At 57.6% G+C, this 23,265-nt stretch carries 18 protein-coding genes, 2 rRNA genes and 1 pseudogene; 15 read left to right on the top strand and 6 right to left on the bottom strand.

Annotated elements, in window-relative coordinates; all coding sequences use genetic code 11:
• From ACVWXF_RS07385 to ACVWXF_RS07370, 4 genes and pseudogenes are all read left to right on the top strand, one after another.
• Positions 1-123: ribosomal RNA gene (locus ACVWXF_RS07385) — 23S ribosomal RNA — on the top strand; the annotation flags it as partial.
• Positions 124-178: 55 nt separating this feature from the next.
• Positions 179-295, top strand: a 5S ribosomal RNA gene (rrf, locus tag ACVWXF_RS07380).
• A 116-nt stretch (positions 296-411) separates the two neighbouring features.
• Positions 412-879 (top strand): annotated as a pseudogene (locus tag ACVWXF_RS07375) (amidohydrolase family protein); the annotation flags it as partial.
• Between the two features lie 68 nt (positions 880-947).
• Positions 948-1,169: an amidohydrolase family protein gene (locus tag ACVWXF_RS07370; RefSeq protein WP_414416017.1), complete on the top strand. Its 222-nt coding sequence runs from the start codon at positions 948-950 to the stop codon at positions 1,167-1,169.
• 489 nt (positions 1,170-1,658) lie between these two features.
• Here ACVWXF_RS07370 and ACVWXF_RS07365 read toward each other — a convergent pair whose 3' ends face one another.
• The 3 genes from ACVWXF_RS07365 to ACVWXF_RS07355 all read right to left on the bottom strand — a co-directional run bounded on the left by ACVWXF_RS07365 (position 1,659) and on the right by ACVWXF_RS07355 (position 4,921).
• Positions 1,659-2,462 carry a hypothetical protein gene (locus ACVWXF_RS07365; RefSeq protein ID WP_457474045.1) on the bottom strand — a complete coding sequence of 268 codons (804 nt, stop codon included), beginning with the start codon at positions 2,460-2,462 and terminating at the stop codon, positions 1,659-1,661.
• Between the two features lie 263 nt (positions 2,463-2,725).
• Complete coding sequence (nrdR, locus tag ACVWXF_RS07360) at positions 2,726-3,268, bottom strand: transcriptional regulator NrdR (RefSeq protein ID WP_011433544.1); 543 nt, start codon at positions 3,266-3,268, stop codon at positions 2,726-2,728.
• Positions 3,269-3,343: 75 nt separating this feature from the next.
• Complete coding sequence (locus ACVWXF_RS07355; RefSeq protein ID WP_457474044.1) at positions 3,344-4,921, bottom strand: cryptochrome/photolyase family protein; 1,578 nt, start codon at positions 4,919-4,921, stop codon at positions 3,344-3,346.
• Positions 4,922-5,057: 136 nt separating this feature from the next.
• On the opposite strand from ACVWXF_RS07355, the gene ACVWXF_RS07350 reads away from it, so the two are divergent.
• Entirely contained in the window at positions 5,058-7,511 is a 2,454-nt protein-coding gene (locus tag ACVWXF_RS07350) for a phospholipid carrier-dependent glycosyltransferase (RefSeq protein WP_457474043.1), read from the top strand.
• Here the strand turns inward: ACVWXF_RS07350 and ACVWXF_RS07345 are convergent.
• Complete coding sequence (locus tag ACVWXF_RS07345) at positions 7,393-8,421, bottom strand: LysR substrate-binding domain-containing protein (RefSeq protein WP_457403513.1); 1,029 nt, start codon at positions 8,419-8,421, stop codon at positions 7,393-7,395. The genes ACVWXF_RS07350 and ACVWXF_RS07345 overlap by 119 nt on opposite strands.
• A gap of 567 nt (positions 8,422-8,988) precedes the next feature.
• On the opposite strand from ACVWXF_RS07345, the gene ACVWXF_RS07340 reads away from it, so the two are divergent.
• Both ACVWXF_RS07340 and ACVWXF_RS07335 read left to right on the top strand, forming a co-directional pair.
• Positions 8,989-10,665, top strand: a complete 1,677-nt coding sequence (locus tag ACVWXF_RS07340) for a hypothetical protein (protein ID WP_457474042.1) — start codon at positions 8,989-8,991, stop codon at positions 10,663-10,665.
• 447 nt (positions 10,666-11,112) lie between these two features.
• Entirely contained in the window at positions 11,113-11,478 is a 366-nt protein-coding gene (locus ACVWXF_RS07335; RefSeq protein ID WP_414408635.1) for a hypothetical protein, read from the top strand.
• Between the two features lie 45 nt (positions 11,479-11,523).
• On the opposite strand, the gene argS is transcribed toward ACVWXF_RS07335, so the two are convergent.
• Positions 11,524-13,320 carry an arginine--tRNA ligase gene (gene argS / locus ACVWXF_RS07330; protein ID WP_457474046.1) on the bottom strand — a complete coding sequence of 599 codons (1,797 nt, stop codon included), beginning with the start codon at positions 13,318-13,320 and terminating at the stop codon, positions 11,524-11,526.
• 270 nt (positions 13,321-13,590) lie between these two features.
• On the opposite strand from argS, the gene ACVWXF_RS07325 reads away from it, so the two are divergent.
• The 3 genes from ACVWXF_RS07325 (at position 13,591) to ACVWXF_RS07315 (ending at position 17,210) form a co-directional block, all read left to right on the top strand.
• Positions 13,591-14,673 (top strand): ABC transporter substrate-binding protein, encoded by a 1,083-nt coding sequence (locus tag ACVWXF_RS07325; protein ID WP_457403517.1) that lies wholly within the window; start codon positions 13,591-13,593, stop codon positions 14,671-14,673.
• Positions 14,674-15,094: 421 nt separating this feature from the next.
• Entirely contained in the window at positions 15,095-15,919 is an 825-nt protein-coding gene (locus ACVWXF_RS07320) for an electron transfer flavoprotein subunit beta/FixA family protein (protein WP_011433536.1), read from the top strand.
• A gap of 172 nt (positions 15,920-16,091) precedes the next feature.
• Positions 16,092-17,210 (top strand): electron transfer flavoprotein subunit alpha/FixB family protein, encoded by a 1,119-nt coding sequence (locus ACVWXF_RS07315; protein WP_457474041.1) that lies wholly within the window; start codon positions 16,092-16,094, stop codon positions 17,208-17,210.
• Positions 17,211-17,232: 22 nt separating this feature from the next.
• Here ACVWXF_RS07315 and ACVWXF_RS07310 read toward each other — a convergent pair whose 3' ends face one another.
• Complete coding sequence (locus tag ACVWXF_RS07310) at positions 17,233-17,517, bottom strand: YggT family protein (RefSeq protein WP_457474040.1); 285 nt, start codon at positions 17,515-17,517, stop codon at positions 17,233-17,235.
• A gap of 233 nt (positions 17,518-17,750) precedes the next feature.
• On the opposite strand from ACVWXF_RS07310, the gene ACVWXF_RS07305 reads away from it, so the two are divergent.
• The 5 genes from ACVWXF_RS07305 (at position 17,751) to ACVWXF_RS07285 (ending at position 23,239) form a co-directional block, all read left to right on the top strand.
• On the top strand, positions 17,751-18,893 hold the full coding sequence (locus ACVWXF_RS07305; protein WP_414419298.1) for a response regulator: 1,143 nt from the start codon (positions 17,751-17,753) through the stop codon (positions 18,891-18,893).
• A 188-nt stretch (positions 18,894-19,081) separates the two neighbouring features.
• A complete protein-coding gene (locus ACVWXF_RS07300) occupies positions 19,082-19,459 on the top strand; it encodes a response regulator (RefSeq protein ID WP_414328794.1) in 378 nt (125 codons plus the stop codon).
• Positions 19,456-19,821, top strand: coding sequence for a response regulator transcription factor (locus ACVWXF_RS07295; protein ID WP_011433531.1), 366 nt, complete (start codon positions 19,456-19,458; stop codon positions 19,819-19,821). The genes ACVWXF_RS07300 and ACVWXF_RS07295 overlap by 4 nt, the downstream gene beginning before the upstream one ends.
• Before the next feature lie 115 nt (positions 19,822-19,936).
• Positions 19,937-20,455 carry a CheW domain-containing protein gene (locus ACVWXF_RS07290; RefSeq protein WP_414328792.1) on the top strand — a complete coding sequence of 173 codons (519 nt, stop codon included), beginning with the start codon at positions 19,937-19,939 and terminating at the stop codon, positions 20,453-20,455.
• 291 nt (positions 20,456-20,746) lie between these two features.
• Complete coding sequence (locus ACVWXF_RS07285) at positions 20,747-23,239, top strand: methyl-accepting chemotaxis protein (protein ID WP_457474039.1); 2,493 nt, start codon at positions 20,747-20,749, stop codon at positions 23,237-23,239.
• Positions 23,240-23,265 lie beyond the last annotated feature (26 nt).

The raw sequence follows: 23,265 nt of genomic DNA, 5'->3' as shown, positions 1-23,265 counted from the left end.
GAAGCCCACCTCAAGATGAGTCCTCTGTGAAGGTCCCGGGAAGACGACCCGGCAATAGGCTCTAGGTGGAAGTGCAGCAATGCATGCAGCCGAGGGGTCCTAATAGACCGTCCGCTTGACCTGATTCACCGGTTGTTCTACCGCTTGGCTATGCAGCTTTCAGGGTGGCTAGTATTGTCCTGGTGCCTATGGCGATGTGGAACCACGCCGACCCATCCCGAACTCGGACGTGAAACGCATCAGCGGCGAACCTACTGGCAGGGCGACCTGCTGGCAACCTAGCTCGGTGCCAGGCCCACCACCCTAACCCAATCAAGAGGAACCCAATCAATAGGGGGGTTGGCTTCCGTCAAGCCTCTCTACCTGAAAGCTGACACCATTGGGTGAAGGCAAGCTAGTGAGGTAACAGTTTTGTCGACCATTAGCTTGCCATGTTACCTGCTCTACACCAGTTGGCTCGTTCTGCCAGAGCGGTCTTCGTGTACGGCATGGGAGAGGGGGGGATGTAATCCAACTTCACGATCCCTATCCACTCTTGGCATCTATCGACATCTAGCAGCAGCAGTGAGCTTGCAGTCGGGGTTACGAGGGATCCTCAGCCCACAGGTGATCGACGAACCGAGGGGAGTGGGAGAATCCCTGGCGGACACGGAGGCTTTGATCCAGGTTTGGCATGGACGCGGGGAGGGGCAAATTTACATCTGGGTCAGGTTCCATGCTCCTTATTCTGGCCATCCTGAGAGTTTTGTCCAGGGATCCGCTCTAGCCCAAAGGTATGGAGTGGGGCTGCACACCCACTTGGCGGAAACTCGCCGGGGAGTGGAAACTCTACAGGCTCGCTATGGATTGACCCCGGTGCAGTGTTTGAAACGCTGGGGATCCCTGAGTGCTCAGACCTTGGCCGCCCACTGTGTGCATGTGGGGGCTGAAGAAATCGAATCGAGGAGATGCGGTTGGCGGTGTTTCTGCAGCGGTTGGGATCGGGGGATAGAGCTGCTCTGCCGGCGCAACAGGCTTTGTGGATGGCTACACAAGGCAGTGCCGCCTGTCTGGGTCTGGAAGGGGAAATCGGCAGCTTGGAGGTGGGCAAAAAAGCGGATTTGATCTTGCTGGATTTGCGCGTGGGCACCGCTAACCGCTATGCCAAAAAGCTCGCCACCTGCTTGTGAGAACCTGTGGGCTGCATTTTGACCGTGACTGATACATTTACGCTGAACACTGCTGAACATCACTGTTCAACTATGCAGCGATAGCATTCTGTTTGTTTCCAAACAGAATGGCGGTATCCCGCAAAGCTTTGAGTAGAATACCCAAAGCGCAGTTTCCGTGTCGTCTTACTACCAATTTTCTGCTTTGCTTTGGCTACCATGTTGGCAGACTCGAAAGTAAACAGAAAGATCAACTGGTAGTAATCCATACTGAACATATTATACATCATTTTCAGTATAGTTGAGCTTATTATTGACTAGAGTCATGCTCTATTGCACAGCTCAAAGCGGCCCTCGTCGGGCATATGCTCGAAGAATGTGTTAGGCGTCAGAGGAGCAGCGACAGCCTGGATCACAGATATAACCCCTGGTCATTCGTCAGTGGTGCGGATCGCATTGGGGGCATCCTAACCCCGCCAGCGGGCTTTTGGAGCATCCTGTGAATAGCTCTCAGGGTGCTTGCACGGGCGGTGGGTTGTTGCGCAAAAACGGCTGTACGGCTACAAATCCCAACCCAAACGATCCAATGACTAAGACGACTGCAGCGGCCATCCAAAGTACGGCAGAGCCCTGGGATCCGTGATGTTGCTCCCGTACCCGCTGATAAATGCCGGTGGAATAGGCTGAGGAGTCTGCCTCGCCGAGATAGGGATCCGGGCCGCCCCTATCCTGCATCAACTCGTCCAGGGAAGGAACCTGGTAGCCAGTGCGGGGGTAGGGCTCGGCAGAGGTGTGGGTGGAAGGGTGGCGAAGGGAATCAAAGGAGGACGGGACAAAGCCGTTGGATGAGAAGGAGGGGGTCTCGTTGCGGGCCTGTCGGCGCTTGAGGCGATTCAAAAAATCGTAGCTGGGAGGGGCTTCCGGTTGGCCGGGATTGGCAGTCGGGCTGTTCTGTTGGAAAGAGGCTTCAGAAGCTGCAGCAACTTGGGCAGCCTGGCCATTTGCGTCAGCAAGCCGTAGGCTGATTTGCTGCAGGCGCTTCAGGGTGTGGCCCAATTGCCCCTGGAACTCTCGGGTGATGGCAGCGAGCTCTCCAGACAACTGCTGATGCAGAGCGCGCAGGTGCTGGTTTTCCGAGGAAAGCAGGCTTACCTGCTGACGGGCAGACTCCAACTCTTCGGCCACTTGTTGATACACCTGAATCGGCACCACCCCTGGCCCCGTCTCCATTGCGGCAGGGGAGCGAAAGCCACTGGGGTTACTGTTGCTGTTGCGAGCGCCAGAGGGGCTAGAACCCCGAAAACCGTATTGCATAGATTGGGATCGACTCGGAAGGACAGGGGGCTGGGACAGCTTGACACAGAGGGATCCAAGATATCAGGGATCTCCAAGGATAGTGCTGAACACCGGCAATCTAAAGGCGTGCAGCTCTAGCGTTAGTGTAAGCCGCAATTACTACCCCAAGCATACCGCTAAGCCTTTGGAATGGGCGATCTCTTCACAGCAATTTTTCCCGCCCACAAGCGCCATTTCCCCGCTGCTTCCAGGGAGGGCCGGCTTGCGCTGTCGTTCCCACGTCACGAATACTCCCCCACCAAGTCCGGGGAGCCTGAAGATTCGGAATCTGAGGCAGAGGAGTCCTGCAGCAGCCGCTCCAGATCCCGTCGCAGAGGTGGTTCCAACTGTTCCAGCTCATTGACAAAGTCTTTTATACCCTGAAACTGGCGATAAACGGAGGCAAAGCGCACGTAGGCCACCTCACTTAGGTGTTGCAGGCGCTCCAGCACCATCTCGCCGATGCGCAGGCTGGTTACCTCTTGGGCATCTTCCAATTGCAGTTTTTCTTCGATCTCATTGACCAGCTCTTCCATCTGTCTGACGGTGACGGGGGTTTTTTGGCAGGCACGCATCACCCCTTGCAGGATCTTGTTGCGGTTGAAGCTTTCGCGGGATCCATCCCGTTTAATGACCATGATGGGCATGAACTCGATGCGCTCATAGGTGGTGAAGCGGTAGCCACAGGACATGCATTCTCGCCGCCGCCGCACACTCTGGCCACCTTCTGCCGAACGAGATTCCAAAACTCGGATTTCTTGTTTGCTGCAGCGGGGACATTTCATGGCTTGCAGTCCTTACAAAGCGACAGGTGGGTAGGAGGGTGCCTCAATTTTACCGGATGCTTAATCTTCTGGTGCTTAGACAGATTGCAAGTGAGATGGACTCTGTTCGTCGAGTGCAGATTGCAAGGGATCCCACCAAGCAGCGGCTTGCGCCTGGATCTGGGCCTTCAGCTCCGGTTCCATGCGATCCAAATGGATCAATACCCATTTCATTCTGCCCAAGGGGGCTAAGAGGGATCGCTGACGCAACAGGAAGTCCCAATACAACGTATTGATGGGGCAGGCTTGTTTGCCAACCTTTTCGCTGGGATTGTAGCGGCAATGGCGGCAGTAGTCACTCATTTTGCGGATGTACTGAGCAGAGGCGGCATAGGGTTTGGTGGAGAGCATGCCCCCATCGGCAAAAAGGCCCATGCCGATGACGTTGGGCTGCATCACCCAGTCGTAGCTGTCGATAAACACATCCTGAAACCACGCTTCTACTGCCTGGGGCTGAATGCCACTGATGAGGGCGAAATTGCTGAGCACCATTAGCCGCTGGATGTGGTGGGCATAACCATGACGGCGAATTTGATCCAGGGTGTGCTGCAGACAGGCCATGTCGGTTTTGCCCGTCCAAAAAAACTCTGGCAGGGGTCGCTGGTGGCCAAAAAAGTTGTTCTGGGCATAGCCGTTGGGCATTTGGTATTCGTAGAAGCCGCGCATGTACTCCCGCCAGCCCAGGATCTGGCGGATGAAGCCTTCGGCGGAGGGCAGGGGGATCCCGCCGCGATGGTAGGCTTGTTCGACGGCAGCGATGACTTCGTGGGGGGTGAGCAGGCCCAGATTAAGGTAAGGGGAAAGCAGGGAGTGGTAGAGAAAGTCTTCCCCAGTTTGCATGGCGTCTTGCCAAGGGCCGAAGTGGGGCAGGCGCTCGTGGATGAAGTGATCAAGCACTTGCAGGGCTTGGGCGCGGGTGACGGCCCAGCCAAATCCTTCTAGAGATCCGAAGTGATGGCCGTAGTGTTGCTTAACTTTTGTGATCACGGCCTGGGTGATGGCGTCGGGGGGGAAGGTGAGGGGCTGGGGGTAGCGCATTCCGGGTTTGGGGGGATGGCGGTTTTCCCGGTCGTAGTTCCAGCGCCCGCCCAGGGGCTTGGGGCCATCCATGAGAATGCGGAAGCGTCTTCGCCCTTCGCGGTAAAAGTCTTCCAGAAGCAGGCGCTTGCGGCCTGAGGCCCACTCGATAAATTGATCAGCTGTCCAGAGGAAGTGGTTGTTTTCCACAACCAAGAGGGGGCAGGGGAGGGTGGATCTCAGCTTTTCTATTTCATCTCGGACGGGAATATCGGCGGGCTGCATGAGGCGGATCTGCTGCAGTTGATGCTGCTTGGCCCAGGTTTGCAGCGGCTCGGCAAAGCCTTCCGCTTCCACATAGGTGACCGGGTAGCCCCGCTGTTGCAGTTCTTGGGCAAAGTGACGCATGGCCGACCAGACCAGCACCAATTTCTGCTGGTGGTGGTTGCGGGAGCTGGCCCAGGTGTGGGATTCGATGAGAATGACCGGAACTCGGTCTGGGGATAGGGTCGAGAGGGAAGCGAGGGCGGATTGCTGTGGGTGGAGTTGATCCGCAAGGATCCAAACCCCTTCTGGGCCGGCAGATGGAGCGATCATGGGATGCTGAAGCTCTCGGTCTATGGGAGGAGCGCTGAGAATGACACAGGTTGAGTTTAGCTCTGGGGGGCAAGGCCAGGTGGCAGTTGCAAGGGATCCCAATGTCTGCTGAATCTCTGCGGATTGTTTTCAAAGCATGAACGGTACAGACGAGGAGAGAGAGACATTGCCGGAGAGACCCCACAGGCCGGGGATCCCTTGCCTGCGGTGGTGGGCCGGCCTGGGGATGGTGGCCCTGCTGCTGCTGGTGATCTGGAATTGGACGGATCCCTTGCCGCCAGCCTGGGATGAGGCGCAGCATCTGCTGCAGGCGCAGGCGTTTGGGCTTCACCTGCAGCGGTTTCGCTGGGATGGGCTGTGGGGGCAGCAGTTTTTGCATTTGAACCAGCGCTACCCCCCTTTGGCCTATTGGCTGGGGATCCCCTTGGCAGTTCTACATCCGTTCAGCCGGGCGGACGGGCAGTTGCTCAACTTGGGGTTGCTGGGGGTTCTGGTTCTGGCAACCCAGCGGCTGGGACAGCGGGTCTATCGCTCTGGGGAAGTGGGCTGGCTGGCGGCGGCGTTGGTGCTCCTCTATCCGGGGATCACGGCTTTGGCCCATGTCTACATGCTGGAGTTGCCGCTGGTGGTGGCGGTGACGCTGGCGTTTTGGGCGCTGTGGGCCTATGGGGAGAAGCCTTCCTGGTGGGGGGCGGTGGGGGTGGGAGCGGGGGTGGCGGCGGTGTTGCTCACCAAGTGGACGGGGGTGCTGTTTTTGCTGCTGCCTTTGGTGGGAGTTGCAGGTCAGGCCCTCTGGCGCTCTGGGAAAGCGGTGGGGTGGTGGAAAGGGATCCCTTGGCCGGCGCGGCTGGCCCACTTGGCCTTGGGGATGGGTGTGATGCTGCTTTTGTGCTGGCCCTGGTATGGGGCCAATTGGCTGTTTGTGCTCAGCAATGGCTGGGCTTACGCCGAGACTGCCCACTACTACATCACTTGCCCAGCGGGATCCCTGTGCTGGTGGACTGCCTACTTGCGCCTTTTGCCCCTGCAGATGAGCCCTTTTTTGTGTGGGTTGCCGCTGCTGAGCGGGTGGGGATCCCTGGACAGGCGAGAGGCAGTCTTGTGGGCCACCTACGGTTCGGGCTACCTTCTCTACACCCTGGTGGACATCAAAGATGTGCGCTTCACCCTACCCCTGCTGCCTCTCTTGGCCGTGTTATCAGCAGGCGGGATCCAAAAGGCTTGCCGGTGGTTGGAGGAACGCTGGGGTGCGTGGGCTTTGCAAAGGGGAGTCTGTGCAGGGCTAGTTCTGGGCTGCTTGGCCTTGGCCAATTTGGGTCGGCCCCTCACCCCAGGGGTGGCCCCTCTGTGGACGGGGATCCAGATGCGCTGGCAGGGGAAGCACCCCACGCAGGAGCTGACCCAGTGGATCCAATCCTTGATCCAGCCAGGCTTGACCACCACGTTGGGAGTTCTCCCCAACACAGAGCTGATCTCTTCCGAAACCCTCACCTACTTAGCAGCTCTCCAGCGCTGGCCGGTCACGTTCCGCGCTGCCGGGCAAACCCCCTGGCCCGAGTTGGAGCTCTCCTTGCTGGATGGGTTTGTGGATGCCGAAGGGGAACAGGGAATTATCGGCCCTTATGGCCCGACTAAGGAGCAGATCCGGCAGCACCTGCGCAGCAGCCCAGACTGGCGACAAGATCCGGCGGTGGAGTTGCCTACGGTGGGTCGGCCGCACACTTACTTCCCTCGCTTTTCAAAGGTGACGGTACAGGAGTGGCCTCTTGAAGCTGAGGAGGTGGAGCTGGTGGAGGTTGAGGCGCTGTCGGAGCTGGGGATCCCGGCCTGGAAGTTGCGCTGGCAAGGCCCAGCTCAGAACTTGGCCCAGACGCTGGTTTGGGCGCGGCTGGAAGATGGGCAAGGACGGGTTTTGGAGAAGCGGGCCTGGGTGCTGGGGCAGAATCGCCTGCAGCTCAACTTAACGGGCGGCTGGCTGGTGGAAGAGATCTTGACGCTGCCCACAACCGACTTCCCAAGAGGTGGCCTTCTCCACCTGGAATGGCAGTCGCCCAAAGGGATCCGCCATTCCCTACACCAATCCTGGAGAGGATCCCTGTCGAGCTTCCCGAAGGAGGGATCCCCCCTTGTAACGGATCCCTTGTTTCCTCTCCGCGAGGCGGCCAGAGCTGCTGCCGCTGGGGATCTGCAGGCCCTCTCCCTTTACCTCAATGCCTGGACAACCCTGCAATACCCGACTTTTTTGACGGATCCAGATCGCATCCTGGTACGGCAACTGCTGGAGGGGGAACGGCAACAGGCTGCTGCCCAAGGCCAACCGAGCCAGCAAATCCAAAGCCACTACCAACTGGGCTTGATGTTGGCGGCGCTGTTACAACCAGAAGCAGCTCAGTTGCATTTTCAACAGATCGTCGAGCTGGATCCGGAAGACGAGTGGGCGCGGGCTTACCTGGGGTTTTTGCGAGTATTGTTCACTCACGACTTTGAGGGGATCCGGGGGTTGCGACAAGAGCTCTCGGCTGTGCTTCAGCCTCTTTGCCAGAAAACAGTTCAGGATTGGGATTTGAATTGGATTTGTGCTGCTCTTTAGCCACAAAGTCCAGCTCCATTTGAGAAACCTGGGAAAGAAGAAAGTCGGCAAAAGCTTTGGCCACCACCGAAAGACGCTTAGAGCGCAAATAGACCAAATGCCAGAACCCCCGAATGGGAAACTCTTCCACATCCAAAATAGCCAGATGATGCTGCCACCCCCCCAAGGCCAACACATGCTGAGACAAAACCGAAATGCCCAATCCACCCACAATGCCCTGGCGAATGGCTTCGCTGCTGCCTATCTCCATGCGAATGTTGAGCTTTAGGTTATGCTTCTCAAAAAGCCGCTCTACAGCCATGCGGGTGCCGGAGCCGGGTTCACGGGCTAAAAAAGGTTCTTGGGCAATGCGCGCCAGAGGGATCCCCTTTTGGCCCACCAGGGGATGATGAATGGGGGCCATCACCACCAAAGGATTTTCCAGAAAAGGTTGTGCCACCACGTCCAGATCTTCTGGCGGCATCCCCATCACGTAGAGATCGTCCATGTTGTTGCTCATCCGCTCCAAAACCTGCTGGCGGTTGATCACCTTGAGAGCTACGTCGATGCCGGGATACTGCTGACAAAATGGCCCTAGAAGACGAGGAATAAAGTATTTGGCAGTGGTGACCACTCCAATGCTCAGCCGTCCCTGCTTTAACCCCTTCAGGTCGGCAAGGGTCATCTCAAATTGATTCAATTGTTCAAAAATCTTCTCGCAGGTTTGGTGTAAAGCTCGCCCCGCTTCGGTGAGATACAGCCGCTTGCCCACCTGTTCAAACAGCGGCAACCCTACAGCTTTGCTCAATTGCTTGATCTGCATGGAAATCGTGGGCTGGGTCAGGTAAAGCTCTTCGGCAGCGCGGGTAAAGCTCAAGTGACGAGCGGCAACCTCGAAGATTTGCAGTTGATGCAGGGTAATGGCCTTCATGGACAATCAAGAAAAGCTAAAGGTTTACTACTAAATCATAAGCGCTAATCTATGCCTTTTGGCGAGATCCCCATGAGAGCCTGGCTGACGGTCACAGTGGCGAAAGGGGCAAAACCGAAGAGCAACCCCCTACCACTCGGACTTAAGGTAGAGATCGACCAAGGGATTGCGCCAGTGTGGGCATGGGCGGCTGTTTTTTTCCAATAGCCGCTCTCTGGGCAGGAGAAGAGTACGATCGCAGACATTCTCGTGGAGCATGCCTCTAACCCCCAAAACCCTGAACTTTGCTGAATTTACTGAGCTTTAGGCGGTTTGGCAAAAGTCATTGAGAGGGATATAGTAGACCAAGTTTCCCCCTGATCCTTGAGTCCACCGCAACGGTTGCCGGGAAGTGAAGGGGGAAAGCGCTCGGGGGGTATTCCTCAGGGCTTTGCGGGATACCGCCTTCCTGCTCAGAGATAGGCAGGATGCGATCGCTTCTTTCCTGAACCATGTTCAGGAGAGTTCAGCGTGAATGTATCAGTGCTAAGACTGCCAAAAAACAAAGGGAGCCGCTGGCTTGCGGGTGTGCTGGGCGCGCTGATGTTGCTGGGATCCGGAATCACGGCCCAGGCTCAGTTCTTGTGGCCCGGCCATTCCCTTTTCCCCAGCTCTGGTTCCGTAGACAGTGCGGAACAGAGGGAATCCCACTTGGCCGCTCGGCTCGACGCCTACTGCCGACAGCCGCCCGAGGAGGTAGCGCGCAAGGCTCAACTGCGCCAGCAGGCTGCCCAGTCGAATGCTGCTTGGGCCGAGTACACCCAAGTTTTGGCCGAACATGGCGCTGCCTTGATTGCCTGCCGCAGCCAACGCTGGCCCCAGATCCAGGCCATTTGGGTACGTCTGCATCCCTGTGATGCCAATCCGGGCGTGTTGGATCAGGTATTCGACCAAGTAGTGAACCTGGGCTACAACCGCGTTTTTATCGAGACCTTTTACGATGGTCGCTCCATTTTGCCGGATGGCGCAGGAGGGATCTGGCCCAGCCTACAGCCCAACGCCGACTTGTTGGATCTGGCTCTGAAGGCGGCGCGACGCCGCGGTTTGTCTGCTTATGCTTGGGTGTTTTCCCTCAATTTCGGTTACAGCTACGGACAACGGCCCGATCGACAGGTGGCCCTGGCCCGCAACGGTCGTGGCATAACCACTGTTCTGGATCCGGCAACAGCCCTTGGGGAAGATTTGGGCAGCCCGGATGAGGTGTTTGTGGATCCCTTTCATCCCCTGGCACGGCGGGATTTTGCCGAGTTGGTCCGCCGCATCCTACAGCGACAGCCAGATGGGATCCTTTTCGACTACATTCGCTATCCGCGTGGCTCAGGGGGATCCAGCGTGGCAGCCACCGTCCGAGACTTGTGGATTCATGGAGAGGCCGCCCGGAAAGCCTACCTCAATTTGGCAGAAAATCCAGCGGGTCGGGCGCTGCTGGAGCGCTATTTGAGCCAGGGCTACGTGACGGTGAGGGATGTGCAGCAGTTGGATGCCACCTATGCCGAAGAGCCCAGATGGCGTCAGCCAGGGGATCCCTGGCCCAGCCCGACCGAGAAATGGGCGCTTTCCCCAGAGTTACTGGACTGGGCTGCCCAAGACATGGCCAGCAGGAATTGGCAGGGGGATCAGCTTTCCTCTGCAAAAGATTTACCAGAGAGTCTGGAGAAACCGGCGGATTCCAGTTCTGAGGCAGCAGCACCAACTCCTGCCCCTTCCCCCACCCCCAGCGCCGCCGTTCGCCAAGAACGTTGGCAGCAGCAGCTTTGGCAGCTGAGCGTCGAGTTTGCCCGCTACGGCGTTCTCGATTATCTACAGCAGGCCGCCCAACCCGCCCAGAGGCTGGGGATCCCGGTGGGGGCTGTCTTCTTCCCAGAAGGCAACCAAGCAGTAGGAGAAGGGTTTGACGCTCGTCTGCAACCCTGGGACCGCTTTGATCCGGGTATGGAATGGCACCCAATGGCCTATGCCAGGTGTGAGGATGCCACTTGTGTAGCCCAGCAGGTGGAGCAGGTTTTGGCCGTAGCTTCTCCCCAAACCTTCGTTTGTCCGGCCATCGCCGGCCTATGGGGACAGTCGCAACGACAGCGCCCCAGCCTAGAAGTGCAAATGGCAGAGCTGGCCCGCCGCTTTCCGCAGTTGCCCTGTGTAAGCCATTTTGCCCTCTCTTGGATCGAGCCTGAAATGGAGCGCAGCCGCCGAACTTGCCAGCTCTAGCACCCCTCCTAACCCGATCTCCTGTCCACCAATTTTCATGTCAGGTCTAAGATCTACAACCCGCCTCAGAACAGAGTTGGTTTGCCAGATGTTGCCTTTTGTGGTCGTTTCGATTCAAACTAGGACACTGTATCCACATCTAAAACGTTGGTCGCGTCGTCGCGTCTTCGCGTCAGCGTTGCGGAGCAGTAATGCAGGGGATCAAAAAGCTTTTCAAGGACTCCGTCCCGCTAGCGCGATCAGTGGCCCAGGCGTCTCATCCTAAACTGAAAAATATATTCCTCCTTATTTCTTGAGTAGAAGAGGCTTTACTCAACAGCAGGGTAGGCAAATTCCAACTGTGTCAGCTACGACAATCCAGAACAGCATTGTTTGATGTTTTGTTAAAATTAAGCCAGCTCCCAACTCCCTCCAGCCCAAGTTGATCTCAGCCTCAATTGAGCAGTTATGACTCCTGAGCAGTTTGATATTGTTAACCGCCTGTTTCAACTTACCTTTCAGATCGGCGATCGCTTAGGTTGTGAGTCTTCGGATCCCGCTCAATTGTTGCTGACCGACCAACCTAGCCTGGAAGCAAGCCACGTATACTTCCCCTCGGATTACACTTGTGAGGCCCTTGATGCTGAGGTGTGGGCAAGTTATGCCGCTGAAGTGTCACCCCTAGCACAGATGATTGAGATTTTGCAGCCCTACCCCCTCACCTATGGCCTCTATCGCCAAGATGGAGTTTCGTGGTGGATCTGCGCCTTTTGGATGGCCCAAGAGGGCTTGGGAACCAACTTGCTACTGCGTGCGCATCGAGTCGAAACCTAGCAGTTATCTTGCCTGGGTCTTGCTGCGATTCGCCTGACACTATACCTACATAGACTCCGGCGCACTTAAGCCGAGGATGCCGGTGAGCAGGTTAAACAAAACCTGTCGGGTAGCTTGCACCAACTGAATGCGAGCCTGAGCCAAGGGGGGATCCTCTTTTATAAGGGGCAAAATGCGGCAGGTGTCGTAAAACTTGTTAAAATCGGCAGCAATGGCTTCCGTGTAGCGGATGATCTTGTGGGGAGCGCGCTCTTCGGCAGCGGCGATCAGCTCATCCGGCAAGGCCAACAAGCGCAGCAGCAGGGCCCGCTCTTCTGGCTCTTTGTAGGGCAGTTTTTGTTGCTCCGTCAAAGGGACTTTGTTGGTCAGTTCAACCTTTTCTTCTTCCTGTAGCCGCCGCAGCAGAGTGCAACAGCGGGCATGGCTGTAGTGAACATACACAACCGGGTTATCGAAAGTTTGCTTGACGGCCAAATCCAAATCGAAGTTGATGGGGCTGTCCATGCTGCTGCTAAGCAAAAACCAGCGGGCTGCATCGACCCCCACGCCAATTTCTGGATCTTCGATCAGGTCATTGAGTGAGACAAAGTTGCCGGTGCGCTTGGACATGCGCACTTCGGTTTTCTCACCGGTTTGTGGGTCGGTTTTGAACAATTTGACAAATTGTCCAATCAAGATTTCCAGCTTGACATCTGGGCTGAAGGCACCCACCGCCGCCTTTAAGCGGCCGATATAGCCATGGTGATCCGAGCCAAGAATGTTGATCAGCCGGTGATATCCTCGCTGCACTTTATCCCGGTGGTAGGCAATATCGGCGGCTAGATAAGTGAACGAACCATCGGCCTTTTGCACCACCCGATCCTTGTCGTCACCGAACTCTTGGGTTTTGAAATAGACGGCCTCTTCGGCCCCTGGCTTGGGATCCTCACCCCGCGGCGCTTTGGCTTTGTAGAGAAAGCCGCGCTCTTGCAGCTCCTGCAAAGCTTGCTGGATGGCGCTCAGGCCTGTCTGGGGATCGGGGGTATGCAGGCGGCGCTCGCTAAACCAGTGATCAAACTCGGTGCGTAGTTGTTGCAGGGTCTGCTTTTGCCAGGCCAGCATTTCCCCGTAGGCCAAATCAATATATTCCTCCAAGGTGGTGGGCAGAGGGCGGATCCCGGCTTTCACCTGCTCCAAGAGACGTTGGGCCATCTCGATCAAGTAGGTGCCGTGATAGGCATCTTCCGGCAAAGCGATGTCTTCCCCCTGCAGTTGCCGCACCCGCACCTCCAGAGACTGGCCCAAGAGCCGCATCTGGTTGCCGGCATCGTTGATGTAAAACTCCCGCTCCACCTGGTGGCCCGTCCAGTGCAGCAAGTTGGCCAACGTAGAGCCAACGGCAGCCCAGCGCCCATGGCCGACGTGCAAAGGCCCCGTCGGGTTGGCGGAGACAAACTCCAGCAGAATGCGCTCAGGATGGGGAATGGCTGTTTTGCCGAAGTTTTCTCCCAGATGCAGCAGCTCTTGCAAGCGCTTGGCCAAAAAGGGATCCCCCAGCCGGAAGTTGAGATACCCTCCTCCCGCCACCTGAGTTTCGATGTCCGGCAGATCCAAGTGTTTTTGCAGGGTTTGGGCGATCTGGGCCGGTGCTAGGCGGCAGAGCTTGGCCATGCCCAGGGGGGTGGGACAGGCGTAATCGCCGTAGCGAGGGTCGCTGGGGATCTGGATCACGGGGGCAATCGCTGTGGCTTGCTGGGGGGCCAGGGATCCCAGTTGGCCTGCTTCTGCTGCCTGTCGAATGGCCTCAGATACAGCACCGGCGAGAAAGCGAACCAGGGAGGTGGAAGGGGATTGGATGGCCATGGTTGAAGAGGGATACACGTGAGTTAAGAGCAATGGCGATCGGGATCCCTGCGGCAGCAGGAGCACTATCATACCGGCAACGAACCGGCCATGACCAAGGCAGAGTTCTCACCTTGGCTAAAAGGGGATCCCCCAGCAGGTAAAGGTATCCTCAAATACAGAAGTTTGACTCCGCCTTGCTAAGTTGGTTGCTTATAGTCTTCACTCCATTGTTTGCCGCATTCCCGTTTGCGGATCCCTACTGAGCCAGGTGCTGTGGAGCATATAGATATGTCCATCCCGAAATCGTCGCGTCGTCAATTCCTTCAATCTGCTGCTGCGGCTGCCTCTTGGGTTGCCGTTGGAGGGCTAAAGGCGAGGGCTCAGAGCCGCGGGCCGCTTCTGGTTTCCCAGGGACTGACACCCCTGAAGTTTACCCTCTCTTGGTTGCCCTCTTCGATGGATACCCCCCTTGTAACGGCGATCTTGAAGGGCTACTTCGCCGAAGAGGGGCTGGAGGTCACCTACGAGCGCGGTTATGGCTCCGCCGATTCCATCACCAAGATTGCCGCTGGCCAGTACGACCTGGGGGAAGGGGATCCCTACTCCATGATCGAGTTCAATGCCAAAAATCCGGACGTGCCCTTGGTAGCGATCTATGTCCACTTCAATCGCTCTCCCTTTGGCATCTACACCTTGAAAGATAAGGGCATTGGGGAGCCGGCCCAACTGGCGGGCAAGAAGCTAGGAGCACCGGCAGGGGATGCGCCGCGTCGGCTCTGGCCGGTCTTTGCCAAGCAAGTCGGCATCGATCCGGGGTCGGTGGAGTGGGTAACTATGGAGCCGCAGTTGCGCGAACCTTTCCTCATTCAAGGTCGGGTGGATGCCATCAGCGGCTTTATGACCTCAGCCATGCCCAATCTGGTGCGGGGCGGCGTCAGCTTGGAGGACATCACGGCTTTCCTTTACAACGACTATGGCCTTGAGCTGTACGGCAATGCGCTCATCACTCGTGTGCAATTGCTGCAGGAAAAACCGGAGCAGCTCAAAGCTTTTTTGCGGGCGTATGTTAAGGGTTGGCAAGACACCATCCGCGACACCGATGGCAACATGTTGGCCCTTCTGGACAAAGCCAAAGCCGAGGGGCAGGTGCTGGATATGGCAACTGAGAAATTGCGCCTCGCCCTGGCCATGCCGCGCCTGTTTGTTACCGATGAGGTGCGAGAAATTGGCTTGGGGGATGTGGTGCCCGCGCGTATGGAAACCTCAATTGCTCAGGTGGTGGATGGCTTTGGCTTGTCTAGCAAGCCCCCTTTGAAGAAAGTGTTTGACAACAGCCTGCTTCCCCCAAAATCCGAGCGGATGATCGGCTGATCTGGATGATCCGGTACCAACTTTGAGGCCTCTGTCTGTTGACTTTTGCAGACAGCTAGCCCTTCCTGCCAGCTGGTCAACTTTTCTCGATGACCGGTGAGAGACGTAGCTCAAAGGCCTACGGCCCGCTGTCGCGATTGGCTCTGTCATCCAAGCGAGATATTCCCAAAGCTTGTCCTGTTCACAGGAGGGAGCCCAAATTTCTCTTGAGGGGAGAACCGCAAGCGACCCAGAGCAGTGAGGAAATATCTCAAACTTTGTTTAAGGTTACTTAAACTTGGGAAACCAATGTGCTGGGAAAGGCAGCTTATGAGGGCTTAATGCCGGGGTGGCTTTTCCGATCCCGAAAAAAAGCTGAATAAGTGTGTGGCGCCCAGGGATCCCTTTTAACCTGGAGGGGATCACTAGGGAGTTTAGGCCCTTGGAAACTTTTGTTCTGATTAAGCAAGTTCCCGATCAAAACGCCAAGGCCGGCATCAACAGTGACGGCACGATCGATCGCGCCAAGGCCAAGCGGATGTTAAACCCTTTTGATCGCTATGCACTGGAAGCAGCTCTGCAAACCAAACGGCAACACGGGGCGAGAGTAACGGCAATTACAATGGGGCCACCCCCGGCCATTGAGGTGCTCTACGAGGCCATTGCCCACGGGGTGGATCGGGGTATTTTGATGACCGACCGCCGCTTGGCCGCTTCCGATACCCTAGCCACAGCGTATACCCTGGCCCAGACGGTTCGCTATGCTGGCCGGCCTGATGTGATCTTCTGTGGGCTCCAGACCACCGACGGCGATACGGCCCAGGTGGGGCCACAACTGGCGGAGCGATTGGGGATCCCTCAGGTCACCTATTGCGAAGCCTTCGAGATTCGGGATGGGATCCTGGTGGCGCGGCGGGCCATTGAAGGGGGATCCCAGATCGTGATGGTGCCCCTGCCGGTTTTGATTACGGTGGCCAATTCCGCTCGGCGTTTGGCCTACCCCACTCTACGGGGTGTGCAGCGGGTGCAGCGGCTAATGCGGGATGAAATGGCACGGGCCGAGGCAATCCAGATCCTCAACTTGGACGATGTGGGGGCAGACCCGGAGCGCTGCGGTCTCAAGGGATCCCCAACCATCGTGGCTGCCACCGAAAAAGTGGGGGAAATTGGCGGCAACTGTCAGGTCTTTCAGGGACAATCCGTCCCCCAACTGGTCAACCAACTGACCCAGGCCGTTGACCTCTCCCGCTACGCCGCAACCTCCTAGATCTTTACATCTTGCGCCCCACCGGCCCCCCATCGCCCCTCAATCATCACTGTCTGATCATCGACCCCAGGCCAGCTGGCTGCGGTGAAAAGTTGACCCAGAAGGACTCTGCTGACCTCGTCGCAACCCCAACCCGATTCAATCCCGATCTCAACCTAGGAGTCACAGTTTTATGGATCGCAAGCGGATATTGGTCTTCGCGGAGCAGGTGAATGGGGAATTGCAGCCCATCGGCTTAGAGTTGTTGGGAGCCGGGCGGCGGCTGGCCGATAAGCTGGGAGCCACCTTGAGCGCTCTTGTGCTTGGATACAACATTGCCCACTTGCCCCCAATTCTGATCGGCCACGGGGCAGATCAAGTCTTCATTGCCGATCATCCGGAGTTGGCCGAATACCGCACCTTGCCCTACCGCCGGGTGATCACGGACTTGATCAAAAGCTGGCCCCAACCACCCCACACCATCCTGCTGGGATCCACCACCACCGGGCGAGATCTGGCCCCCCGCTTGGCCGCCCACCTGGAGACCGGCCTGACCGCTGACTGCACCGAGCTGGACATTGGCCCCTTCGAGTACACCAACAGCAAAGATCCCAGCAAGTCCGGCTTCTTCCCCGACTGCCTTTATGCCATCCGGCCCAGCTTCGGCGAATCTCTCAAGGCTCGCATCCTTGGCCCGTGGAAAAACCCGCAAATGGCCACGGTGCGCCCAGGGGTGATGGTGCCTCTGCCCTGGGATGGATCCCGCCAGGGGGACGTGATCCCGGTGCCGGTCAACTTGGATCCCGGCGATCTGCGCCTGCAGATTGTGGAAACGGTGCGCAACCTGTCCCAGGCGGTAGATCTCACCCGCGCCAAGGTAATTGTTTCCGGCGGCTACGGGCTGGGATCCCCAGAGGGATTTGAGCTGTTGAGGGAGTTGGCCGCTTGTTTTCCCAACAGCGCCGTCGGCTCCTCCCGCAAGGCCGTGGATTCTGGGTGGATCCCCTATGCCCACCAGGTGGGCCAAACCGGCAAGACCGTCCGCCCCCAGCTCTACATCGCCTGCGGCATTTCTGGGGCCATTCAACATCGCGTGGGCATGGACAAATCCCAGACGATCATTGCCATCAACAAAGACAGCGCCGCTCCTATCTTCAAATTTGCCCACTACGGCATTGTCGGGGATCTCTACCAGGTGGTGCCGGAGCTGATCCGGCAACTGCGACAGAGACAGGAGGAGCTCCGAGAAGGCGCCGAGGGCCAGCCTTTCCAGAGCCTCGGCGAGCGGATCCCAATTTTGCAGAGTCGATGAGAGATGGTTGGCAAAAACGCTCTCAGTGCAGGGCCATTGTCAGCAGCCCCTGCTGCCCCAGCAACACCTCCCGCAACAGGGTAACCAGGCCCACCCAAACCACAGGGGCCATGTCCACACCTCCCAGCGGCGGGATCAGGCGGCGGGTCGGGCTTAACAGAAACTCCGTCAGGCCGACCACCAGCGAGTAGGGCAACCGGGAAGTATCCAGTTGTGGATACCACGACAGAAAGATGCGCAGCACAAACAAGATGGTGTAAAGCGCCAGCAGCGGGCCAAGCACCCAAGAGGTGAGAATTGGCAGCATAGGTTACTCAAAGAACAGGTTTACTGGTGGCAGTTCTCTCCATTCTGCTCTAATTGGGAGGGTCTGCTGGAGTCCAGAGATACCTCGGGGAATGCAGGCGCTCGGCCCAAGTCAAACCCCAACTTTTTTAAACTTTAACCCTCTTCCCGAAAATGGCCTTACCGGCGGGGCAGCAACAGTTAAAGACTAGCGTCATAATGGACGTATCTTGCTGGACTGCAGGCAGGGATCCCATGCAAGGAAAACTACAAGAGATCGATATCCGCAGCATCCTTCAGCTCATCGAGCTGGGCCAGCGCACCGGTGAGCTTTTTGTAGAGGCCAGCCCCTCTGTCTACTGGTTTGTCTTCTTCCTGAATGGGCGGATTATCTACGCCTCTGAAACGGAAGGGAACATTGCCCGCCTCAGAGACTATCTGCACCGCTTCAAGCTGGAAGCCGCCCTGGAGGAAATTCAAATTCCCCACAAAGCCGCGGTCAACGCCCCCGAATACAACCGCCTCTGGTCTTTGCTGGAAAACCACAAGCTCAACCCCAACCAGGGCAAGCAAATCTTGCTGGGCATGGTGCGGGAAGTCCTCTTCGACCTGCTCAGCCTCCACCAGGGTTCCTTCATTTTTGAGGCCGGATCCCCCCTGGCCCCCCAATTGACCACCTTCCCCGTCACCCCCCTGCTCACCGAGATCGTAGCCCAAGTGCAGGAGTGGAAAAAGCTGCACCCCTACATCCAAGCTCCCAACCAAGCTCCCACCATCGTCAACCCCCTGCCGCTCCAGCAAAACCTGCCCGCCCCCGTCTTCAAAGCCCTGAGCGAGTGGTCAGACGGCAAAACCAGCATTCGCCAGATGGGTCGCTACCTGGGTCGAGACACCCTGGCGGTGGCCAAGGCCATCTATCCCTACGTCCGCCAAGGGGCCATTCAACTGTCCGAGCCCGTCTTGATCGCGGAGCCCAAGCCCAGCCGTCCCCTCAAACCCAGCGATAAGCCCAGCCACATCCTTTGCATCGACGACTCCATGGCCATCCAAAAAACCGTAGAGTTCATCCTGCAAAACGAGGGCTACCAGGTTACCACCATCGGCAATCCTCTCAAAGCGCTGGGACAGGTGTTTCTTCTCAACCCCGACATGATTCTCTGCGATGTGGCCATGCCCAAGTTGGATGGGTATGAGCTGTGCGCCATGTTGCGCAAATCCAGCCAGTTCCGCGAAACCCCCATGATTATGCTGACCGGCAAGGATGGTTTTACCGACCGGATTAAGGCCCGCATGGCCGGAGCGAACGAATTTTTGAGCAAACCCTTTGCGGAAAAGGAGTTGTTGACCATTGTCGAATCCTACGTGGGCCCTCCCCCCAAACGGGGCGGTGGCGAATAGGCGTTGGGGTAGCCAAAATGTTGGCACAGAAGACTATAGGCGAAGTACTGGACAGAAGAGTGGCCTCACCGAAACAATAGGGGTAGCATGGCCGGCCCGGAGCCAGGGAGCCAGGTGAGGTTACAAGAGCAAACCTCAGTCAAAGCAGCCCGACGGTTGCGCGGGAGTGCAAAAGGAGCAAGACGGCGATGAGCAAAGTGCTGGTGGTGGATGACAACCGTACCTACCTGGAGACCATTTCCAGCTTGCTTTCCGAGAACGGTTTGGAAGTCTCCACAGCAACAGACGGCGTAGAGGCAATGGAGTGCATTCGCCAGCAGAAGCCTGATGTGGTGGTGCTGGATATTGTCATGCCGCGCATGAACGGCTACGAGGTATGCCGGGAAGTGAAGGGGGATGAAAGTACCAAACACATTCGCATCGTCATGTGTTCCACCAAAGACCAGACCTTTGATATCGAGTGGGCCAGGCGCAACCAGGCGGATGCCTATGTAACCAAGCCCTTTAAGCCCCAAGAGCTCCTGGCGACCATCAAACATCAATTGCGGGAGATGAATCGGAAATGAGTCGCGTTTTGGTGGTGGAAGATAGCCAATCCCAGCGGGAGATGATCAGCAAGCTGCTGCAGGAAAACGGCTTCGAGGTGATGACTGTGGAAGACGGGGTGGAGGCCGTAGAGGCGGTGAAGCAAAACAAACCCGACCTGATCGTGCTGGACATCGTCATGCCGCGCATGAACGGCTATGAGGTGTGCCGTCTTCTCAAGGCCGACCCTCTCACCCAAAAAACGCCCATCGTCATGTGTTCTTCCAAGGGCGAAGAATTTGACCGCTACTGGGGGATCCGCCAGGGAGCGGATGCCTACATTGCCAAGCCTTTCCAGCCCCAGGAACTGGTGGGTACGATTAAGCAATTACTGAGAGGCTGAGAGCTGCCCCTTCTGCTTCCACGCCTTTCGGTAGGTCCTGAGAACGACTCTGCGTTTTAAGCAGGGAGGGGGGCGGGATCAACAGTCCACAAGACTATCCATGCGGGGGAGCATCATGCTGGGGGATCTGGATTTATTGATGGGGGATGAGACCCAAGAGTTGCGGGAGATGGAGGCTCCCGAAGGTGAGCTATTCCTAAAGTTCAAGATTGCCACCGGGGAGGAATTTGCGCTGCCAGCGGTATCGGTTGTGGAGGTGATGAGCATTGGCCCAGAGAAAATCACCCCCATGCCCAATGTGGACCCAGTTTTGCTGGGCACGCTGAATTTGCGGGGCGAGATCATCTGGGTTGCAGACCTGGGGCAATTTTTGGGGATCAGCCCGCCCCTGAACATCGACCGAGCCGAGATTCCTGTGGTGGCCGTGATGGATCAACAGGATTTGCTCATGGGCTTGGCTGTGGATTTAATTGTAGGCATGGAGTGGCTGAAGACTGAATTGGTGCGGCCTGCCCTCACGGCTCCTGAGTCCATGGCTCCTTTTTTGCGAGGGGAATGGGTGGTGCCCGGAACGGGATCGCGCTTGCCATTGCTGGATCAGTCGGCCATCCTGCGATCCAATCGTTGGGGTTGACAGACGGCCCCCTGGGAGCTCAGCGGGAGGAAAGTGTATAGTTCCTATCAAAGATCCAAGCTAACTCCAGCCACAATGGGGAAAGTTGGACCAAATCTATCCCCTACCGATGCGTGTCGAGGCTGTTGAGGGTAAGCCCTGAGACGGCGGCAGAAAGGCCCACTCTTGCTTGACTGAATGTGGAAAAGGGGGGATAGCCTGCATCCATGGGGTTTTGAGGTGTTGGGGGCGTTCCGTTTGCATCTGTGTTGACGCGTGAACAGAGGTAGGCAAGCAGTGAAGGGAGGATCCATGGTTCCGAGCGCGAACAGTCAGAGAGACTACACCGATGCGATGGCCGCCTTTTGGCAGGGAGACTACGTCCGGGCGGTGCGGTTGTTCAACCAAGTGGCCGCTGCTGAACCGCAAGATACTGCTGTCAAGCTGCTGCTGGCTTTGGCACAAAAACAAGCTGGGCAGTTGTTGGAAGCTCGCCAAACCTACAACACCATTTTACAAACAGCCAGTGATCCCGATGAGCTGGAGTCGGCCCGGAAGGGTCTAGAAGAGCTGTTGCAAATGGCACCGGAGCTGGCGGATCTTCCCGATTCCCCAGAAGCGGACGAGTTTCGCCCTCAAGATGAGTTTGCCCGTGGGTCGGATGCCTTTTCGGAAGAGGCTTTCTCTGCTCCCGATCCCTTCTTGCAGTTCGAGGAGATGGGGGAAGAGGAGGCGGATCCCTTTGCTCAGAATCCCTTTCCACTGGAGGCAGACAGCCTTGGCAGCGATTTCATGGGGGAAGAGAGATTCAGGGATCCCTTGGAGACCGGCCTGCAAATGCCGGGAGCTGATCCATTGGGTTCATCTCACCCGATGCCGACCCATTCTCGGGTAACACCACCGGCCACCTCGCGACGGGTAGGCTCGGAAGAGGGCGGGCCTCAAACCGATCCGGTGGTCGAAGATGACTTTGCCTTCCTCAACGAGTTCGATCGAGAGCATCTGGAAGCCCTAGAAGACAACTTCGACTCCATTACGCAGTTGGCCGGCGATGCCGATTTTCCCGATGAGATGGGCTTCTCCCTGCCCGGTCTTGAGGAAGAGGAGGGGGGATCCCTGGAAGAAAGCCTGCCGACCGAATTGGCTGCCCCCATGAGTGAGCCGATCCCTGCCCCCGATGAAGATACTGCCAGTCCCGGCTCTGCCCTCTTCGAGCTTGACGAGCTAGACAGCCTGGATCGCGAACTTGCCGGCATGGATGGCGGCGAGCCGGTGGGGGCCTTCCACCCAGATGAGGGGGCGATTGGGGGGATGAGCCCAATGGCGGAGACCGGCAGCGGAGCGGCCCAAGTCCTGCTGCCCACGGCCTCCCTCCCTATTCCCAGTGTAGGTGAACAAGGGGCAAGAACCTCTGCTGGGATCGCCAACCGACCGATTGGGGATCGGCAATTGGCCATAGCGCTTATCCAAGGAGCGGTGAGTTTGGCTGCCGGGCTGGCGATTGGCCTTGGGATCCCGGCCAATGGGGGAGCTCGCTTGATTGCCGGGGTGATTGGAGGCGGGCTGATCGGCACAGGAGCAGGGGTTATCCTCGGGGCCAGCAGTGCCAAACAAATTCGCTCCACCGCCCAAGAGCTGGCCGGCCACTTTGCCGCCTTGGCCCAGGGGAATTATTCAGTACGAGCCACAGCCAACACCCACGATGAGCTGGGGCGCTTGGCCGACAGCTTTAACCAGATGGCGGCTGCCCTTGAAGCCAACTTCGCCGAACTGAGCCAGCGGGCTGCCGAGCAAGGGCAAGCTAAGGAAGACCTACAGCGCCAGGTGATTCGCCTGCTGGACGACGTGGAAGGGGCTGCCCGTGGAGACCTGACGGTGCGGGCAGAGGTGACTGCCGACGTGCTGGGGGCTGTGGCCGACTCCTTTAACCTGACCATTCGCAGTCTGCGAGACATTGTCAGCCAGGTGAAGCGGGCCGCCGCCGCCGTGAACGATGCCGCCTTGCAGAACGAGGACTTTGCCCGCAGCCTCTCTGCCGACGCCTTGCGCCAGGCGGAGGAGATTTCCAACTCCCTCAACTCCATTCAGGAGATGACGGACTCCATTCAAGAGGTGGCCAGCAACGCCCGCGAAGCGGCCAACGTGACTGCCCAAGCCACAGAAGCAGCCGCTCGGGGTGGAGAAGCTGTGGATCGCACGGTAAGTGGCATCCTGGAAATTCGCGAAACCGTGGCAGAAACCACCCGCAAAGTGAAGCGATTGGCGGAATCCTCGCAGGAAATTTCCAAAATTGTGGCTTTGATCTCTCAAATTGCCTCGCGCACCAACCTGCTTGCCCTCAACGCCAGCATCGAGGCGGCCCGAGCCGGGGAATCGGGACGGGGCTTTGCCATCGTGGCCGATGAGGTGCGACAACTGGCCGACCGAGCTGCCAAAGCCTCGAAGGAGATTGAGCAGATCGTGTTGCAGATTCAATCGGAAACCGGCAACGTGATGACGGCTATGGAAGAAGGCACCCAACTGGTGATCGAGGGGACGCGGCGGGCCGAGCAGGCCAAGAACAGCCTGGACGAGATTATCGAGGTCAGTCGCCGGATCGACGAGTTGGTGCGGGCGATCTCTCAGGCCACCGTGCAACAAACGGAAACCTCTCGCTCTGTGGCGCAGGTGATGCAATCGGTGGAGTTGACCGCCAACGAGACCTCTAAGGAGGCGCAGAAGGTGGCAGCTTCGCTCCAACAGTTGGTGAGCATCGCCCGCGAGTTGCAAACTTCTGTCGGTCGCTTCCGGGTTGGGGATGAATGAGCAAATCTGCTGTTTTGAGGGCATTC

The organism is Thermostichus sp. MS-CIW-40 (genome assembly GCF_054058315.1).
Note: the sequence above shows the minus strand (reverse complement) of the source record. Positions and strands in the feature narration are given on the sequence as shown.

Coding starts and splice junctions, on each gene's coding strand:
- ACVWXF_RS07300 (WP_414328794.1), top strand. CDS start 19,082: ATGAGCAAAGTGCTGGTGGTGGATGACAACCGTACCTACCTGGAGACC.
- ACVWXF_RS07355 (WP_457474044.1), bottom strand. CDS start 4,921: ATGATCGCTCCATCTGCCGGCCCAGAAGGGGTTTGGATCCTTGCGGAT.
- ACVWXF_RS07315 (WP_457474041.1), top strand. CDS start 16,092: ATGGATCGCAAGCGGATATTGGTCTTCGCGGAGCAGGTGAATGGGGAA.
- ACVWXF_RS07325 (WP_457403517.1), top strand. CDS start 13,591: ATGTCCATCCCGAAATCGTCGCGTCGTCAATTCCTTCAATCTGCTGCT.
- ACVWXF_RS07310 (WP_457474040.1), bottom strand. CDS start 17,517: ATGCTGCCAATTCTCACCTCTTGGGTGCTTGGCCCGCTGCTGGCGCTT.
- ACVWXF_RS07365 (WP_457474045.1), bottom strand. CDS start 2,462: ATGCAATACGGTTTTCGGGGTTCTAGCCCCTCTGGCGCTCGCAACAGC.
- ACVWXF_RS07305 (WP_414419298.1), top strand. CDS start 17,751: ATGCAAGGAAAACTACAAGAGATCGATATCCGCAGCATCCTTCAGCTC.
- ACVWXF_RS07295 (WP_011433531.1), top strand. CDS start 19,456: ATGAGTCGCGTTTTGGTGGTGGAAGATAGCCAATCCCAGCGGGAGATG.
- argS (WP_457474046.1), bottom strand. CDS start 13,320: ATGGCCATCCAATCCCCTTCCACCTCCCTGGTTCGCTTTCTCGCCGGT.
- nrdR (WP_011433544.1), bottom strand. CDS start 3,268: ATGAAATGTCCCCGCTGCAGCAAACAAGAAATCCGAGTTTTGGAATCT.
- ACVWXF_RS07335 (WP_414408635.1), top strand. CDS start 11,113: ATGACTCCTGAGCAGTTTGATATTGTTAACCGCCTGTTTCAACTTACC.
- ACVWXF_RS07285 (WP_457474039.1), top strand. CDS start 20,747: ATGGTTCCGAGCGCGAACAGTCAGAGAGACTACACCGATGCGATGGCC.
- ACVWXF_RS07345 (WP_457403513.1), bottom strand. CDS start 8,421: ATGAAGGCCATTACCCTGCATCAACTGCAAATCTTCGAGGTTGCCGCT.
- ACVWXF_RS07350 (WP_457474043.1), top strand. CDS start 5,058: ATGAACGGTACAGACGAGGAGAGAGAGACATTGCCGGAGAGACCCCAC.
- ACVWXF_RS07370 (WP_414416017.1), top strand. CDS start 948: ATGCGGTTGGCGGTGTTTCTGCAGCGGTTGGGATCGGGGGATAGAGCT.
- ACVWXF_RS07290 (WP_414328792.1), top strand. CDS start 19,937: ATGCTGGGGGATCTGGATTTATTGATGGGGGATGAGACCCAAGAGTTG.